This window comes from Agrobacterium sp. CG674 (assembly GCF_053521645.1).
Genome location: NZ_JBNWDZ010000012.1, coordinates 1 through 14422, shown reverse-complemented (window position 1 = coordinate 14422; position 14422 = coordinate 1). Strand labels below are relative to the sequence as shown.

Annotated in this window: 16 protein-coding genes; 8 read left to right on the top strand and 8 right to left on the bottom strand. The window is 55.4% G+C overall.

The window, feature by feature from the left end:
- The first annotated feature begins 101 nt into the window (after nt 1-101).
- The 5 genes from ACQZ51_RS21930 to ACQZ51_RS21910 all read left to right on the top strand — a co-directional run bounded on the left by ACQZ51_RS21930 (nt 102) and on the right by ACQZ51_RS21910 (nt 5929).
- Nucleotides 102-2273, top strand: a complete 2172-nt coding sequence (locus ACQZ51_RS21930) for a bifunctional diguanylate cyclase/phosphodiesterase (protein ID WP_448780553.1) — start codon at nt 102-104, stop codon at nt 2271-2273.
- 92 nt (nt 2274-2365) lie between these two features.
- On the top strand, nt 2366-2836 hold the full coding sequence (locus ACQZ51_RS21925) for an EAL domain-containing protein (RefSeq protein WP_448780551.1): 471 nt from the start codon (nt 2366-2368) through the stop codon (nt 2834-2836).
- Between the two features lie 901 nt (nt 2837-3737).
- On the top strand, nt 3738-3968 hold the full coding sequence (gene vapB, locus ACQZ51_RS21920) for a type II toxin-antitoxin system VapB family antitoxin (RefSeq protein ID WP_448780550.1): 231 nt from the start codon (nt 3738-3740) through the stop codon (nt 3966-3968).
- Entirely contained in the window at nt 3968-4369 is a 402-nt protein-coding gene (gene vapC, locus ACQZ51_RS21915; protein ID WP_448780548.1) for a type II toxin-antitoxin system tRNA(fMet)-specific endonuclease VapC, read from the top strand. Before vapB ends, vapC begins: the two co-directional genes overlap by 1 nt.
- Nucleotides 4370-4690: 321 nt before the next feature.
- Complete coding sequence (locus ACQZ51_RS21910) at nt 4691-5929, top strand: Fic family protein (RefSeq protein WP_448780546.1); 1239 nt, start codon at nt 4691-4693, stop codon at nt 5927-5929.
- A 217-nt stretch (nt 5930-6146) separates the two neighbouring features.
- On the opposite strand, the gene ACQZ51_RS21905 is transcribed toward ACQZ51_RS21910, so the two are convergent.
- Nucleotides 6147-7139 (bottom strand): LysR family transcriptional regulator, encoded by a 993-nt coding sequence (locus ACQZ51_RS21905; protein ID WP_448780544.1) that lies wholly within the window; start codon nt 7137-7139, stop codon nt 6147-6149.
- A gap of 104 nt (nt 7140-7243) precedes the next feature.
- On the opposite strand from ACQZ51_RS21905, the gene ACQZ51_RS21900 reads away from it, so the two are divergent.
- Nucleotides 7244-8215, top strand: a complete 972-nt coding sequence (locus ACQZ51_RS21900) for an MBL fold metallo-hydrolase (protein ID WP_448780542.1) — start codon at nt 7244-7246, stop codon at nt 8213-8215.
- A gap of 69 nt (nt 8216-8284) precedes the next feature.
- Here ACQZ51_RS21900 and ACQZ51_RS21895 read toward each other — a convergent pair whose 3' ends face one another.
- Complete coding sequence (locus ACQZ51_RS21895) at nt 8285-9196, bottom strand: ketopantoate reductase family protein (protein WP_448780540.1); 912 nt, start codon at nt 9194-9196, stop codon at nt 8285-8287.
- Nucleotides 9197-9261: 65 nt separating this feature from the next.
- Complete coding sequence (locus ACQZ51_RS21890) at nt 9262-9603, bottom strand: hypothetical protein (protein WP_448780538.1); 342 nt, start codon at nt 9601-9603, stop codon at nt 9262-9264.
- A 139-nt stretch (nt 9604-9742) separates the two neighbouring features.
- Here ACQZ51_RS21890 and ACQZ51_RS21885 point away from each other — a divergent pair, with 139 nt between their 5' ends.
- Nucleotides 9743-10366, top strand: a complete 624-nt coding sequence (locus tag ACQZ51_RS21885; RefSeq protein WP_448780536.1) for a TetR/AcrR family transcriptional regulator — start codon at nt 9743-9745, stop codon at nt 10364-10366.
- A 30-nt stretch (nt 10367-10396) separates the two neighbouring features.
- Here ACQZ51_RS21885 and ACQZ51_RS21880 read toward each other — a convergent pair whose 3' ends face one another.
- Both ACQZ51_RS21880 and ACQZ51_RS21875 read right to left on the bottom strand, forming a co-directional pair.
- Complete coding sequence (locus tag ACQZ51_RS21880; RefSeq protein WP_448780535.1) at nt 10397-11314, bottom strand: YeeE/YedE thiosulfate transporter family protein; 918 nt, start codon at nt 11312-11314, stop codon at nt 10397-10399.
- A gap of 97 nt (nt 11315-11411) precedes the next feature.
- Nucleotides 11412-11933 carry a YkgB family protein gene (locus ACQZ51_RS21875; RefSeq protein ID WP_448780533.1) on the bottom strand — a complete coding sequence of 174 codons (522 nt, stop codon included), beginning with the start codon at nt 11931-11933 and terminating at the stop codon, nt 11412-11414.
- A gap of 81 nt (nt 11934-12014) precedes the next feature.
- Here ACQZ51_RS21875 and ACQZ51_RS21870 point away from each other — a divergent pair, with 81 nt between their 5' ends.
- Complete coding sequence (locus ACQZ51_RS21870) at nt 12015-12527, top strand: MarR family winged helix-turn-helix transcriptional regulator (RefSeq protein ID WP_448780531.1); 513 nt, start codon at nt 12015-12017, stop codon at nt 12525-12527.
- A gap of 186 nt (nt 12528-12713) precedes the next feature.
- Here ACQZ51_RS21870 and ACQZ51_RS21865 read toward each other — a convergent pair whose 3' ends face one another.
- The 3 genes from ACQZ51_RS21865 to ACQZ51_RS21855 all read right to left on the bottom strand — a co-directional run.
- Nucleotides 12714-13394: an FMN-binding negative transcriptional regulator gene (locus ACQZ51_RS21865; protein WP_448780529.1), complete on the bottom strand. Its 681-nt coding sequence runs from the start codon at nt 13392-13394 to the stop codon at nt 12714-12716.
- 49 nt (nt 13395-13443) lie between these two features.
- A complete protein-coding gene (locus tag ACQZ51_RS21860; RefSeq protein WP_448780528.1) occupies nt 13444-13974 on the bottom strand; it encodes a DUF417 family protein in 531 nt (176 codons plus the stop codon).
- Between the two features lie 255 nt (nt 13975-14229).
- Nucleotides 14230-14422, bottom strand: a 193-nt coding sequence (locus ACQZ51_RS21855) for a transposase domain-containing protein (RefSeq protein ID WP_448780527.1), incomplete at its 5' end; no start/stop codon positions are given.

Genomic DNA, 14422 nt, shown 5'->3' with positions numbered 1-14422 from the left:
CATTCAGTTGATAAGGATAACAACCAAACCTTAACCGTGTCCCTTCCTTGAGGCTTAACCCAGATGGTCTAGGTTCCCTCTGATGAAAAGGCAGATGTCGCATGATTAAGCAGTCACAGTGGTTCTTGAAATGGCTCATTCCGGCAGGTGTATCGGCCCTGGTCGGAGCGATGTTACTTGGCGCCCTGTACTGGGCTGCAGCCAAAACCGACGAGGTTGCCGCGGAGCGGCAGAAGGGTCTCGCCACCCTGATCGTAGCCAAAATTCAATCATCCGTTGCTCATGATCAAGAGAGCGCCACCGTGTGGGATGACGCGGTCACCAAGACCAAGGACGATGATCACGATTGGCTTGACGTGAACCTCGGCCGCTGGATGAACACCTACTTCGGCCATGATGCCGCTGTCGTTTTATCGCCAGATGGACTGCCGATTTACCAGTTTCTAGCAAAATCATCCAGCGGGGTGTCACCTGAGGACCTTCGTCTGGCATATAGTCCGCTTGCGAAACGTCTGCGTGAACGGCTTGTCGCTGGAGACCAGGAAGGCATCTCGGACAAGGTCCTCTCAATCGGTGAGAGTGATCTGACCTATGTAGGGAAACGACCTGCTGTGGTCAGTGTCAAACCGATTATGTCTGACACGGGCGAGATTGAGCAGCAGGCGGGAGAAGAAAATCAGCATGTGGCGGTACGGTTTCTAGATCAAGATTTTCCGGCCGAAATAGGTAGTGAATACCAATTCGCCGAGATGCAGTTCACGACTGAGATGCCTCGCGACCAGCGCCACTCCCATATCGCTCTTACCTCGAAGTCCGGACAGACAATTGGTTACCTAAATTGGCATCCGTTCGAACCGGGAACGAGCGTGTCGCACGCAACAATCCCCGTCGTCGGACTGTCCATCATTGGCATATTCATCGCCGCAAGCTTGGCCGGGCATGCGATCTGGCAACGCTCCGTCAAGCTCAATTCCAATCGCCAGGAGCTTCAACATCTGGCACTGCGCGACAGTCTGACGGGTCTGGCTAACAGGGCTCATTTTAACAGTGAGCTCGCGGCACGGCTCAGGGAGGCATTGCCTGAGGATCTATTCAGTGTACTTTTAATTGACCTCGACCGGTTCAAGGCTGTCAACGATACCTATGGACATCCAACAGGGGACAAACTCATCGCCTTAGTTGCTGCGCGGATGCGGGACATTCTTCCGGACGCTCTCATTGGGCGTATCGGGGGTGATGAGTTTACGGTCTTGGTTGAAAGGATGAACCCGGACGACGTCGTCGCCATTGCAGAAAAAATCGTCCTGGGCCTGCGCGAGCCTTTTGAGATTGACGGGGCATATGGCGCTATTGGTGCGAGCATCGGTGTGGCGATTGCATCAGGTGCGAATGCAGATGCTGTCGAACTGACGAGGCAGGCGGATATCGCCCTATATCACGCAAAAGCTGCGGGACGGAATGCATATGCGGTGTTTGGCAATCACATGGACGAACTCCTCCGCACCCGCCGGAAACTAGAGCATGACCTGCGCGAGGCCTTGGCAACGGGGACGCAGATCGAGGTTGTCTACCAGCCGGTCTACTTTGCTGACAGCGCGGTCCCGTGCTCGCTCGAGGCTTTGGCGCGGTGGAAGCACCCGGAGCTAGGCTCTATTGGTCCAGATATGTTCATCCCGCTCGCGGAAGAGATCGGCGTCATTAACAGGATTGGAGCGCATGTTTTGGAAGACGCGTGCAGCCTGATCGCCGGGTTGCCTTCCATAAGTGTCGCCGTGAATGCTTCAGCGTCCGAACTCGCTTCCGCTGGCTACCCGCTACGGGTTCTTACCACGCTGGCCAAATGGGGGATTAAACCAGCACGATTGGAAATCGAGATTACAGAGAGCTTGGCCATCAGCGGTGAGGAGACTGAGCGAAACGTCACCATGCTGAGAGCGGCCGGCGTAAGGTTTGCAATAGACGACTTTGGCACCGGATACTCTTCTTTCTCAAGGGTTCAGAATGTCACTGTCGATAGGCTCAAGATCGACAAGTCGTTTATCGCGGGGATGGGAGAAGGCCAGAAAAGCGCGATTGTCGCAGCGATCATCAACCTGGCTCGGGCGCAAGGGCTACAGACAACGGCTGAAGGGGTCGAAACCCAGGAGCAGAGAGATGCACTGAAGTCGTTGGGCTGCGATAACATCCAAGGGTTTTTGATGTCGCGCCCAATAGCTAGGGACGACATCATCGCGCTTCTGCAAGTAGGCCACTTTAATAAAGAGCACGGCTGACCAGCCGGCTGGGCTCATAACCTCCAACGCGGCGCGACGAACAATTTGTTTTTGCGCTAGAAACGGGTCGTCGACTAATGACCCAGTCACATATGGCTATGGACGACTATGGCACCGGTTACTCTTCGATGTCTAACCTCAGGCGCTATCCGTTTGAAAAGATAAAGATAGACCGCAGTTTTGTCGCGGCAATTGGAGAAGATCCGGTGGTGGAGGTCATTATAGAGTGCGCCTTGGCATTAGAGAAAAGCCCTGGAATGACTGTGGTTGTCGAGGGAATCGGGACCGAACAACAACACGCACGGCCAGCCTTCAAGGCACCAGACCTGTTGCAGGGCTTCCTCTTCGGCTACCCTGGAGTGATCACCGCACACCTTGCTGACCCGGTCAACGTAGTTCATCTTCCCAAGCATCAAAACCACAGCTTACAGTTCGTTAACCATATCTTGGTCAGGCCGACGCAAATCTCAACGTGCTTCGAATGTGACATCGTATCCTGCCTTTTCGTTGACATCTATCATTGCGGCAGCGTCGGTCGCTCCAGCTCCAACACCTCGGCTTGAAGTAGCAGCTGTCGGGCAAGTTCCCGGCATTGTTGCGCCGTAACCGAGACCTGGACTGAGACCGGGATCCCGTCTTCCTGCTGAAAGTCGAGCTTCACGACAGCCAAGAATATTGACCACGTGGAAATCCATCAGGGGTGTATTTTGTAGCTTCCCAGTTTTGTCGCGTAGCAAGTCCATCCAGGTCTCGTCCGAGTCAACATTGCGCAAGCCTAGATGGGTCTACATCGAGCCGATGCTATCATATATCTGTTAAGTGCTGTCCTGTCCGTGTCCATGCGTCTGTTGGAGCATGCAAATCTGAAAAGTTGGTCCAGCGGCCTCGCCGAGCCTCCAGCGACATGCATACTACAGAATACAGAGGCTCTTAAACATCACCATTATTAGTCGCTGCTAATCGCATCATCTTCAAGCAGCCAAGGTGGAAAGACCGCAGTCATTCGCCTACCGACTACGCAGCCCGACGGTGGCTTGTACCTGCCAGTGCAAAAGAATTGTGGTGCTTCGGTGTATCGAGTCGTTGGCTGAGTTCGAACCAACTGGCCAGAGCGTTGGCTCTGCAGCCGCAAAGTAGAAGTTGGCATCGGAAGCAGGGAGAAACCCATTCGTCGTTGGGGCAAACCCAGCAGACATCGCCAAATGTGTAAATCGCTTCGCGATGGCCTCATGCTACAATATCCCCCGTCCGTTCCGGAGTTCCCCCAAAGGACTAAGCGCCACAACCAGCTCGAACCGGGGACAAATTAAGCTGCAGAAATGGACGATGGTTCTATTCACTTTAAGGCGAACGTCACCGGTTGCCAGTGAGCACACGTCCGAATACAAATCTCTTCGTATATCCCATTGACATATCCCTTGCCCGGGAACTAAGTTGCTATCGACGAAATTTGGAGTGACGTAGATGGAGCAGGGTTCAGTATTCCAGAGCAATCGTAGCCAGGCAATACGATTGCCAAAGGCTGTTGCTTTGCCTGATGACGTAAAGCGTGTCGACATCGTTGCGGTGGGACGAACTCGCATCATTGCACCAGTCGGAGAGATCTGGGACAGCTGGTTTGAGGGAGCGGAAGCGACGTCCGACTTCATGAGTGAGCGTGATCAGGTCACTTCGCAGGAGCGCGAGGCATTTTAATGCTGAAGTATATGCTGGACACCAACATCTGTATTTTTACGATCAAGAATAGACCGCAGCAGGTGAGAGACGCGTTTAATCGCTCTCATGATCAGCTATGCATCAGTTCGGTTTGCCTAATGGAATTGATTTACGGAGCGGAAAAATCAGCTAGTCCTGAGAAGAACCTCTCCGTCGTGGAGGGCTTCGTGGCACGCCTCGAGGTATTGCCGTACGACGAATTGGCAGCAAGCCATACCGGTCAATTGCGAGCCGAACTGGCGCGTAACGGAACTCCGATAGGTCCGTTCGATCAACTGATTGCTGGGCACGCCCGCTCCCGTGGACTGATTGTAGTTACCAACAATCGCCGCGAATTTGATCGCGTAGCCGGCTTACGAGTGGAAGACTGGACTGCTTAGTTTCAAGGACTCAATAATTCGGCCCGAACTCGGCGGATTTTCCCAAGCATTCAACAACAGGTTCGGCGGTTCTGATCCTATCAAGGCGAGTAAACTAATATGAACATCGCAATGGAAAGGCCACAAGTTCGCAAAGATTTGCCAGGGAAGACAACCGGGTGTCATTGCTGGAGTTCTTTTTGGTGATTGGGTGGGTCGTGTCTTGATGACGGGGCTATAGCACTGACGATAACATCGGCCAAAAGATCGGCCAAATGTGATAGTAAATCGACAAAAATCCCATATATATAAACGATATAAGGAAACTGGATATCGGCCAAAATGACTGTCGAAGAAGCATCTACCCGCATCGAACCGGCGCGTATCGAGCATCCCAGTGGCGAACTGCTGGACCTTTCGCTTGAGATTGTCGCTAGGGCCGAACGACTTGGCCGGGCTCTCCATCCTGAAACCGCAGCCCAACTGGCCCGCACCGTCAGGATCATGAACACCTACTATAGTAATCTGATCGAAGGCCACAACACCCGACCACGTGAGATCGAGCAGGCCCTGCAGGGAATTAAGCCCGAGGACGATCGGCGCGACCTCAAGATCGAAGCCGTCGCCCACTATCGTGTTCAGCAGGAGATCGACGAGCGAGAGGCGGCAGGGACGTTGCCTGATCCTGCATCGCTAGAATTCATCCGCTACCTTCACCGCGCCTTTTATGATGGCGCAACAGTAAAGATGCTGACGATTGTTGGTAACCACCACAGCTTTGTTATGACGCCCGGCGAATGGCGGCGAGGGGAGGAGCAGGACGTCGAGGTCGGCAGGCATTTGCCTCCTGCGAGCGATCGCGTGCCCGATTTCATGGCCTACTTCCATCAGCGGTTCGCCTTCCAGCCGGCTCCAGGAGAAGCGATGATGGCGGTTGGGAGGAGCCGTAGCGCCCGCCTTTTTGCGATGGCGACCGCGCATCACCGTTTCAACTACATCCATCCGTTTCCAGACGGCAACGGCCGAGTTAGCCGTTTGATGAGTCATGCGATGGCACAAGCGGCCGGAGTGGGAGCTCATGGTCTCTGGTCAGTTTCCCGCGGCTTGGCTCGAGGCCTGATGGGGGGGCCTGAAGGACGGGCCGAATATAAGCAGCATATGGCTTGGGCAGACGAGCCACGTCAGGGCGACCGCGATGGACGGGGCAACCTGTCGCTCAAGGGACTGGAACTGTTCACCAGTTGGTTTCTACGCGTGTGTCTCGATCAGCTCGAATACATGGACAGCCTGTTTGACCTCAAAACACTAGGGGGACGCCTCAAGCGTTATGTCTATCGTCAGGAAACTTTGCCTGACGAGTGCGCGCCCTTACTTCAGGAAGCCCTTGTGCGCGGAGAATTTGAACGGGGAGAGGCTTCGCGTATCACTGGCCTGCCAGATCGATCGGCGCGGCGCGTTCTAAAGGCGCTGACGGATGAGGGCCTGCTTGCGTCAGTTACCGAAAAGGGGCCCGTGTCGCTGCGCTTTCCAGTCCAAGCGCTCGATACCCTTTTCCCTCGTCTCTATCCCGAGGACGTATGACTATTTCGTGTACTGGCGGACCCCTCACTGCTGCCTGAGAAGCGTCCAGAGGAGGATTAATGGTACGCCGAATAGCAGCTTAGCCGAACTAAGGGTGCAGCGTTCGATTACCATCAAGAGCTGCAATTACCCCGTCCCAGTCGGCGCCTCAACCAAACTGGGGCCCGACGCGCGGTGCCGAAACGACGGTATTTTCAAGGCTCGCGACCCGACAGTTTCATAAATGCTGGGAAACGACGTCGTCATCGTAGATTTGCATCGGAACATCCGATTTCGGGCCCCCGACTTCTGTGCGCACAAGGCTATCGCGAACTTGATGCCGCAGCCAGCCGTTCGCAGGATCGCCGTCGGCGTGGCTCGCCCACACCATTTTCACTGACGGAAAGGACAGACTCACCGGTAACGGGCTAACCTTGAGGCCGAGAAGTGCCGCGTAACGATCAGCGATGCGGCTCGGTACCGTGGCAATGACCGGTGCGATCTGCGCCGCCGATAGAACCGACATATAGCCGGGTGCTGCGGCTATCACGTTTAGCTCCACGCCCGCCAATTCCAGCGCATCCTTGATGCAGCCCTGCAATGTCTCGTTCTGGGAGATGGTTGCATGGTCAGCGGAAAGATAGTTCGAGAGTTCCACTGGGTTCGACAAAGGCAGGAGAGCCGGATTGTAGCAGCATGCCATCTCCGGCTCGTACAATGTCTCGAAGGATCGGCGGCTAGTCTTTGTGTATGTGCAGCCAACCGCGATGTCGATGCTGCCATCCTCCAGTGAAGGTTCCATCGCCTCGTATGGAAACACTCTGGCCAAAACCTTGATGCCGGGTGCATCGCGGCGCAGGCGCATCGTTAGCTCGGGGATAAGCAACAGCTCGATTTCGGGAGACATCGCGATGCGGAACGTTCGTTCTTCCGTTGCCGGATCAAACGCGAAGTTGCCGATCAGCGCCATCTGCGCCTGACGAAGAGCATGGCGGACCGGCGCGGCCAAGCTGCGCGCCCGTGCTGTCGGCTGCATCACCTGTCCTACGCGAATGAACAATTCGTCCTGCAAGAGGACCCGAAGCGTTGAAAGGGAATGGCTCATTGCAGGTTGCTGGACCTTCAACCTTCGAGCCGCTTTAGTGACGTTTCCCTCTGCCATGAGGGCGTCAAAAGCAACCAGCAGATTGAGATCGAAAGAACGCAAATTGAAATGATCGATAGTTGTCATGAGCCGCATCGATTTGATTACTAATACGTCCATGCATACGTGCTAAAAAGGTCAGTTCCAAGACCCATGTCGTCAACGGGCCGTCCAATGCCCAGGAGTTTCCCATGCAAACCCGTCGCTCCCTACTTATCAGCACAGCAGGCGCAGCCCTTGCTGCAAGTGCCATGACAACCTTGCCCACCGCCGCCTTTGCCAAGGCGCCCATGGTTGGCAAGCAAGCGGCCAGCTTTTACCGCATGAAACTCGGTGACTATGAAATCACCGCGGTTTCCGACGGCACGGTGAAACTGCCAATGTCGAAAATATACAAGGGCATCACCGAAAGTGACGCAGAAACCTATCTTGCCGATCATTTTCAGGCGGGTTCGGAAATTTCGGTCAACGCCTTTCTGGTCAATACCGGCGAGAAGCTTGTTCTGATCGATGCCGGTACGGGCGATCTGATGGGACCGGCGCTCGGCAAGCTCGTTTCCAATATCGAGGCTGCGGGTTACAAAGCGGACCAGATCGATGACGTCATCCTCACGCACATCCATGCTGACCATTCCGGCGGTCTCATTGCCAATGGCAAGCGCGTGTTTGAAAACGCGATCCTGCATGTCAACCATCGCGAAGCCAAGTTCTGGTTGAAAGCGGATGCCAAAGCCAAGGCTGACAAGGTTCTGGGTCCCCAGATTGCGCAGGCCGAGCAATGCGTCAGCCCGTATATCGATGCGAAGAATTTCGAAACCTTTGAGGACGATGCCGCGCCTTTGCCCGGTTTTGGCTCGGTGCTGCGCGCTGGCCATACGCCCGGACACAGCGGCATCATCGTCGAAAGTCAGGGGAAAAAGATCGTGTTCTGGGGCGATATCGCGCATGGCGACGTGCTGCAATATGACCATCCGGAGGTGACGGTCGATTTTGACGTGTACCAGACGACGGCTGCCGCCACACGCGCCGTTGCTTTCGCCGAGGCAGCTGATCAGAAATATCTGGTTGCAGGCGCGCACCACGCCTTTCCGGGCATAGGTCATATCAGGCGGGACGAGACGAACTATGATTGGGTTCCGCTGGTTTATAGCGCCAATTACTGATGTCTGATGAGGCTCCACCTGCGGGATGGAGCCTCATCTCTACACTCATGCCTGGTTCGGCGGCGACACTTATAATGCAGCCGGTGCCATGGCCCGTATTTTCGATGCATCGATCCTTATGTTGCTGCGCTGAGACGCGTCGGCCATCGTCTCGATGAGGGCGCGACATTCACCCTCGCCGGTTGCGAGAAGTTCTCGGAAGGAGCGGACGCGCGACATGGCCCAGAGCATGCTGGCGACAACCCAAACTGGGCTTCTGGCGAGCCACGCTTTTCCCGAGGGATAGAGTGAGGTGCCCAATGCTCTTATGAGCCTGAAACTCTCGTGGGTTCCACGCGCAACAATCAGAGCCTCCTTCCAGGATGCGCCCGTGCCGCGCCGGACAGCGGCGATCGATATGCTCTCGAATGCGACACAGAGAGGAGCATGGCATTGAAGCCAAAGCAGCATGTCTGTTTCCAGCACAGCGGGCAGCCCGGCTTTTGAAAAGAGATCGACCCAACGCTGGTCGCTGATTTTCGTTTTTTGCCCGCCAGCCCCAACGACTGCTTTCAGTCTTCCATCTTTGGCAGAACTGGCCTGCACGAATGGCATTCCGAATGCGCTGCGCTCAGTGCCGATGATGTCGCGCAGTCGATCCGGATCAAAGTTGTTGAACATGAACAAGATGTTTCTGGCTGCACTTCTTTTCAGCGCAGGCAGCACGGCATCGACCTGATGTGCAAGCAATGTGACGACCACAAGATCATAGGGCAGATCTTCGTCCAACGCGTCGGTGACGCTAACAGCCGCATGCTCACCTGTGATGCTGATGATTCGTTTGTCGGTCAACAATTGCTCAAGGCGCGCGGAACCCGGCCTTGCAATGACGGTGACCGCATGCCCGCCGATGCGGGCCAGATGAAATGCGAATGTACTTCCGATTCCGCCAACACCAATCACTGCGATGCGAAGCGCACCCGGGGTGGAAAACTCTGTCATGACGTTTTCTTTCTCGTTAAAGGCATGTGGGGTCTGGGCCGGTGCGATATCTTGGGCGTCTCTGATCATCCGACTTGCCTGCCGCATGATTGCCATGCCCGGTGCACCTCGTCCCAATCGGGAACGCTGTCGCAGTAGAAGCCGAGTGTCTTGCCTGTCGCGATAGAGCCGAACGCCTTCATCGCTTTCAGGTGTGCGCCTGCGATCAGATATCGACGCATTGCGCCTTCATCCTTCCATACGGTTCTTGTGTGATGCACGCCATTGATGGGGCGCGCATCGGTGGCGATGTTGCCCTCGGCCTGCTTGGCTTGCGCCATGGACCTGATCGCATGCCACCAGAACCGGAAAAAGTGGCGCCTGCCTTTCAGCTGGAGGCCGGTAATCGATACGTAGACTTTCTCCATCGCAGGCCCCCTAGCCGTAAGGCACCAATCGAAAGGGGTGCTCATTGGCATTGAAATGTCCTTATTTAGACAATGTCTAAATCAATGTCAGGATCATTTCCTCTGGTCAAGCGTAATCTAGTCAGTGTAAGGATTAAGCATGAAACCTTATCATCACGGATCGCTGCGCCAGGCTTTGCTGGAGGCGGCGGAAGCAATCCTCGACCGCGACGGCATTGCGGGGCTTACCTTGCGGGCGGCGGCACGCGAGGCGGGCGTTTCGCACGGCGCTCCCGCCCATCACTTCGGCGATCTCTCCGGTCTGTTGACGGAGTTGGCTGCTTCGGGCTTCGTGCGCTTGCGCGAGACTGTCCTGATCGAGGTGGAAGAGGCTGGCCCTCAGGTCGATCCCTCTGCTTATGCCACGGCGCTGGGTCGCGGGTACATCCGCTTTGCCAGGGCGCATCCGGGTGTCTTTCTGCTGATGTTCCGTTCCGAGCGCCTGAACTGGTGTTCGCCCTCCTTATCCGTTGCGGGTCCTGCGGCATTCGCACTTCTTTCGAGTGAAGCTTCCGGTGAAGCGACAGACAGGAGCGATTTCGAAACGCTGGTTGTCGCAAGTACGCGCTGGTCTCTGATGCATGGATTGGCGACGCTGATCATCGATGGCAGGCTTGAAGCGATGGCGCAGAATGTGCCTGGTGCCAATCTGGATGAACTGATTGGGCAGATACTCTCCCGTGGTCTGATCGATGGAACCGGCATCGATACCGCCAGACCGTAACGCGTCAGTCGCGTAAACCGTAGAGGTCGCTTAGTGGACGTTGAAGCGGGGCACGATCTTCAACAGCGCTATGATTGTGGCAAGAAGAATTGCATAAGCCAGAAAAGCCGAGGGGCTACCTGACGGTATTCCCTGCAGGACCAGACTGTCATTGCCTCCGGGTATCAAGGTGCTGCCCGCTCCCATCAGCAAACCTCCTGTAAGTCTGTCGCGGAGCGCAGCGAGCCCCGGCACTCCAAGCCGGAACCGTCCCTGAAACATTCCGCTCGCGATGCTTCCTGCGATAAGTCCTGCGAGGCCCATGGCCGTCAGCCAGTCGGAGGTCCCGATATATCTCAATGCAGGCATCCATGGCCAAGGCTGGTGAAGGGCTCCGACAAAAGCGCCGACCAATCCGATCACGCCCATCAGAAATGACAGCTTGAGAATGACGCGCAGCGGCCGTCTCCACAGCGCAAAGCGCAACAGGATGAGGCCGGGCAGACCGAGCGCGACGATAAGCAGGGCATGTTCGGGAAGAGGGGTTTGTTCCGGTGCCGCGATTGCGCAGGCTCCCATCGCGTCAAGAAGGCGAAAGGCAAGATATGCCCCCGCTCCAGTCAGCAGAAACTCGGCCCTTCCTTCGCCAAGGCGTGCAATAGAGCCAAATGCGCAACCGCCATTGATTGTTGCGCCAGCCCCGAATAGAACTGCACCGAGGCCGAGAGATCCCAAAGGCCCCCACTGCGGAACAGCCATGTCTGGCGTCAGTAGCCATGCGACAAGCAATGCCCACAGGCCGCATTCGAAAAACCCGAGCAACCCATCCACCCTTCGATCCCTCATAAGTTCGGACATCGCACGAACGGCGCAGGTGGTGCCATGCTGAATGGCTACTCCGAGCGCGAACGCTCCCGCAACCAGGAGCACCGCGAGAGCGTGAATGGAAATGCCGTCGAGATATGCCATCATCAATCCAGTATAAGGGCTGCGACAAGCGACAAGGTTTTGCAAAGTAGAAAGCGGCCTGTGACCTGAAGGATGCCGCCCTGTTTGCGATGCGTTCTCAGGTCAGCGATGCCTGAGCTCTGACACGCCCGATGCTTTCGCCGAGAATGAAAATACTGACGCCAAGCAACGAGATGTCTTTCAGCAGGAACTGGCCGACCGGATTGATCCAGGGGAAACCACCAAGGTCTGCGTACCAGATCGGCAATGCGAACATTATCGAGACAGTGGTCAAAAACGTCATCGAGCCTATTGCGCCACCAACCACTCCAGCGCGTGCCGACCAGACAGAAGCGATCAAGAGGATAGCTGTGAAAATCTCTGCCGTCCCAAGAAGGGCAGTCGCGCCCACCTCGCCAAACGTAGGATAGAGCCACGATAGCCACGGCGTATTTGTTATGAGGGGTTTGAGGGCATCGACCTCGACCTGCGTGAACTTGAGAACGCCGATAAACAGGAGCGGAAGGACCACGCCTGCAAGAGCAACGCCGCGGCCTATTTTGGTGATTGTAGCGGCGGGAAAGATGCGATCAACGCCGAGGATCGCGCGATCGGTGAGGGACGTACTTCTCTGTGCCATTTCATTTTCCTTTGAGTTGTATGCGCCAAGCATATATAAATTTCTCTTGATGTCTATGCGTCACACATATATTAATTCGATATGAATGAAAAAAAGACAGAGAATGTAATTGGCGCATTGGTCTTGGGTCTGGCGGATGCAGTCTTGCGCGAAACAGAGATCCAGGCTCCCGAGAAAGGGCAGGCGGCGGCGGCTATAGCACTGTTGCGGCACGAACCGGGCATGCCCATTGAGCTGATGCGGCGGGCGCTTGGCCTCTCTCATTCCGCGACAGTGCGACTGGTGGATCGGCTCGTGGCAGATGGCCTTGTCATGCGGCACGCGAGCGCGAGCGATCGCAGGGCGGTCGCGCTCCACTTAACGGAAGCCGGGGACACGCGCTGCGATGCTATTTTGTCCTCACGCTTTCAGCGCATCTCACGAGCTCTTGATGTTCTTACTTCGGTTGAGAAAGAGACATATCGGTTGCTGACGGAAAAACTGCTCGCAAATTTTGTTGAAGACCTCGATCATGCGTATTCGGTTTGCCGGCTTTGCGATCTGAGTTCCTGTCCAAACTGTCCGGTAATTTGCAGCCTTCAGGCACAAGTATGAGATATAGTGACGAGGGCTAATTGCGTTTGACAGGTTTAGGCCACTGCTTGATCGGTCGCTCTCAAGTGTGACGCATGACGGGGTATGCGAATGCAGCACAGATTTTGCAGCATTCGCATAAGTTTGCATGTCTGATCCGCCTCATATGGTCATCACCTGGGTTTCGCGATTGAGTTGGCTCTAGCGTTAGTGCTTCAACGAGTGGAGAAGCGATTGGAGTGATTTCGACGTGCCATCATATCCGCCAACAAGGTGTGCCATGCTTTCGTCTGCCAGCACTCCACGCTCCAGCAACCCTTCGACGACGCCGCGCTTGTCTTCGGGGACGTCGCCGTGTGAAAGCTTCACGGTCATATCAAAGCCAGCGATTTCGACCCGATATCCTTGTATCAGCTTTCGCCAGCCCTGCCAAAGATCAGCGGCCAGCTCCTCCGTTCGCCACCCGCCCTCCGGCTCGCTAGCACTCACAAGGTCTTTGATCTGGCGTTGCAGGGCAACGTCTTCCAGGAACGCAAGTTGCCCATGCATGATCAGGCTGACGTAATTATAGGTTGGCGCGGTCCTGCTGCGATCCGAATTTGAATTGGGGAAACTCGACGTGAACCAACTGGGCGATATTGCCGCTCCAGGTCCCTGAACCAGGATCGTGACTGGCACGCCGATCTTCATGTCGCTGGCGATAGGATTTGCCTTGGCCAAATGGAATTCAAGTGCCCCCGCTAGTGTGTTGCCAGACCGGAAGGTCAGCGGCGCATGGGCAATGCGTGGCCCTTCGGCTCCATTGATGGATATGGCAGCAAATGGAAATATTTCTGTCAGGGTCTGAATAAGTTCTGGATCGGTGTGTTTATATTCAGAATAGTGCATGTTGGGTCCTCGTCTAGTGTACAGAGAATTTTCGGCATCAGATCGAATTCTACAAATCGGCTTGGGTGGGCGACAGCCTTCGCTGCTGCACCCGGGGAAGGCTTTCGCCCAAAATCGCAAGGCTGACACCCAGCAGTGCGATATCTTTGATCAGAAATGATCCGGTAAAATTCAGGAACGGAAAGCCGCCTGAAGAGGCTTCCCAGATCGGCAATGCGAACAGGGTCGAAACGGTTGTCAGGAATATTAGGGCCCCTAGCGCTCCAGCGACAATTCCGGCACGGACCGACCATAGAGACGCAACGAATAAGACGGCTGTGATCAATTCGACGACACCGAGCAAATGGCTGGTGCCCGCAAAACCGAAAGCTGAATACAGCCATGCCAGCCACGGCGTACCGCTGATCAGCGGCTTGAGCGCTTCTACCTCGATCTGGGTGAACTTTAAAATTCCAATCAAGAGCAGGGGGAGGACAACCCCTGCTAGGGAGATGGCTCGACCGGCTTTTAATGTGAAATGATGTGCTGGTTGATATTTTGAGAATTTGGCCGCAGCGGCCTGTGAGGAAAGCGGGTTCATCTTTCAGTCTCCATTTTTCCATGGATACAAGAGTATGTATGCATGATGCATATAAACATGAGAGCGAAACAATGTCTATGCATGACGCATATTTATTTATAGGTCATCAAAATTGGTTAGTAGGAGCGCTACTCTCCCATCTCCGCTAAGAATCTGAAGGATGGGTTATGCTGCGAACTAGGGTAAACGCGATTTTCTCCGCACGTTGACACGATCGTCACCGGTATATCGGGGGTAGTGGTTCGGATTTGTTTGTTAAGCACGCGGTGGTTTGCTGGCGAAGTTGAACGGCAGGAGGTCGTCAATTCCGACGTCGGGAGCGCGTTGTGGCAACTCATGGAGCACGTGCCGCAGCCAGGCGAGCGGGTCGACGCCACAAGCGCGGCAAGTCAGCATGAGACTGTAGATCACGGCGCTGGCCTTGGCACCCTCGACGCTGTCGCTGAAC

Coding starts and splice junctions, on each gene's coding strand:
- ACQZ51_RS21925 (WP_448780551.1), top strand. CDS start 2,366: ATGGCTATGGACGACTATGGCACCGGTTACTCTTCGATGTCTAACCTC.
- ACQZ51_RS21910 (WP_448780546.1), top strand. CDS start 4,691: ATGACTGTCGAAGAAGCATCTACCCGCATCGAACCGGCGCGTATCGAG.
- ACQZ51_RS21930 (WP_448780553.1), top strand. CDS start 102: ATGATTAAGCAGTCACAGTGGTTCTTGAAATGGCTCATTCCGGCAGGT.
- ACQZ51_RS21865 (WP_448780529.1), bottom strand. CDS start 13,394: ATGCACTATTCTGAATATAAACACACCGATCCAGAACTTATTCAGACC.
- vapB (WP_448780550.1), top strand. CDS start 3,738: ATGGAGCAGGGTTCAGTATTCCAGAGCAATCGTAGCCAGGCAATACGA.
- ACQZ51_RS21885 (WP_448780536.1), top strand. CDS start 9,743: ATGAAACCTTATCATCACGGATCGCTGCGCCAGGCTTTGCTGGAGGCG.
- ACQZ51_RS21870 (WP_448780531.1), top strand. CDS start 12,015: ATGAATGAAAAAAAGACAGAGAATGTAATTGGCGCATTGGTCTTGGGT.
- ACQZ51_RS21875 (WP_448780533.1), bottom strand. CDS start 11,933: ATGGCACAGAGAAGTACGTCCCTCACCGATCGCGCGATCCTCGGCGTT.
- ACQZ51_RS21890 (WP_448780538.1), bottom strand. CDS start 9,603: ATGGAGAAAGTCTACGTATCGATTACCGGCCTCCAGCTGAAAGGCAGG.
- ACQZ51_RS21895 (WP_448780540.1), bottom strand. CDS start 9,196: ATGACAGAGTTTTCCACCCCGGGTGCGCTTCGCATCGCAGTGATTGGT.
- ACQZ51_RS21900 (WP_448780542.1), top strand. CDS start 7,244: ATGCAAACCCGTCGCTCCCTACTTATCAGCACAGCAGGCGCAGCCCTT.
- ACQZ51_RS21880 (WP_448780535.1), bottom strand. CDS start 11,314: ATGGCATATCTCGACGGCATTTCCATTCACGCTCTCGCGGTGCTCCTG.
- ACQZ51_RS21860 (WP_448780528.1), bottom strand. CDS start 13,974: ATGAACCCGCTTTCCTCACAGGCCGCTGCGGCCAAATTCTCAAAATAT.
- ACQZ51_RS21905 (WP_448780544.1), bottom strand. CDS start 7,139: ATGACAACTATCGATCATTTCAATTTGCGTTCTTTCGATCTCAATCTG.
- vapC (WP_448780548.1), top strand. CDS start 3,968: ATGCTGAAGTATATGCTGGACACCAACATCTGTATTTTTACGATCAAG.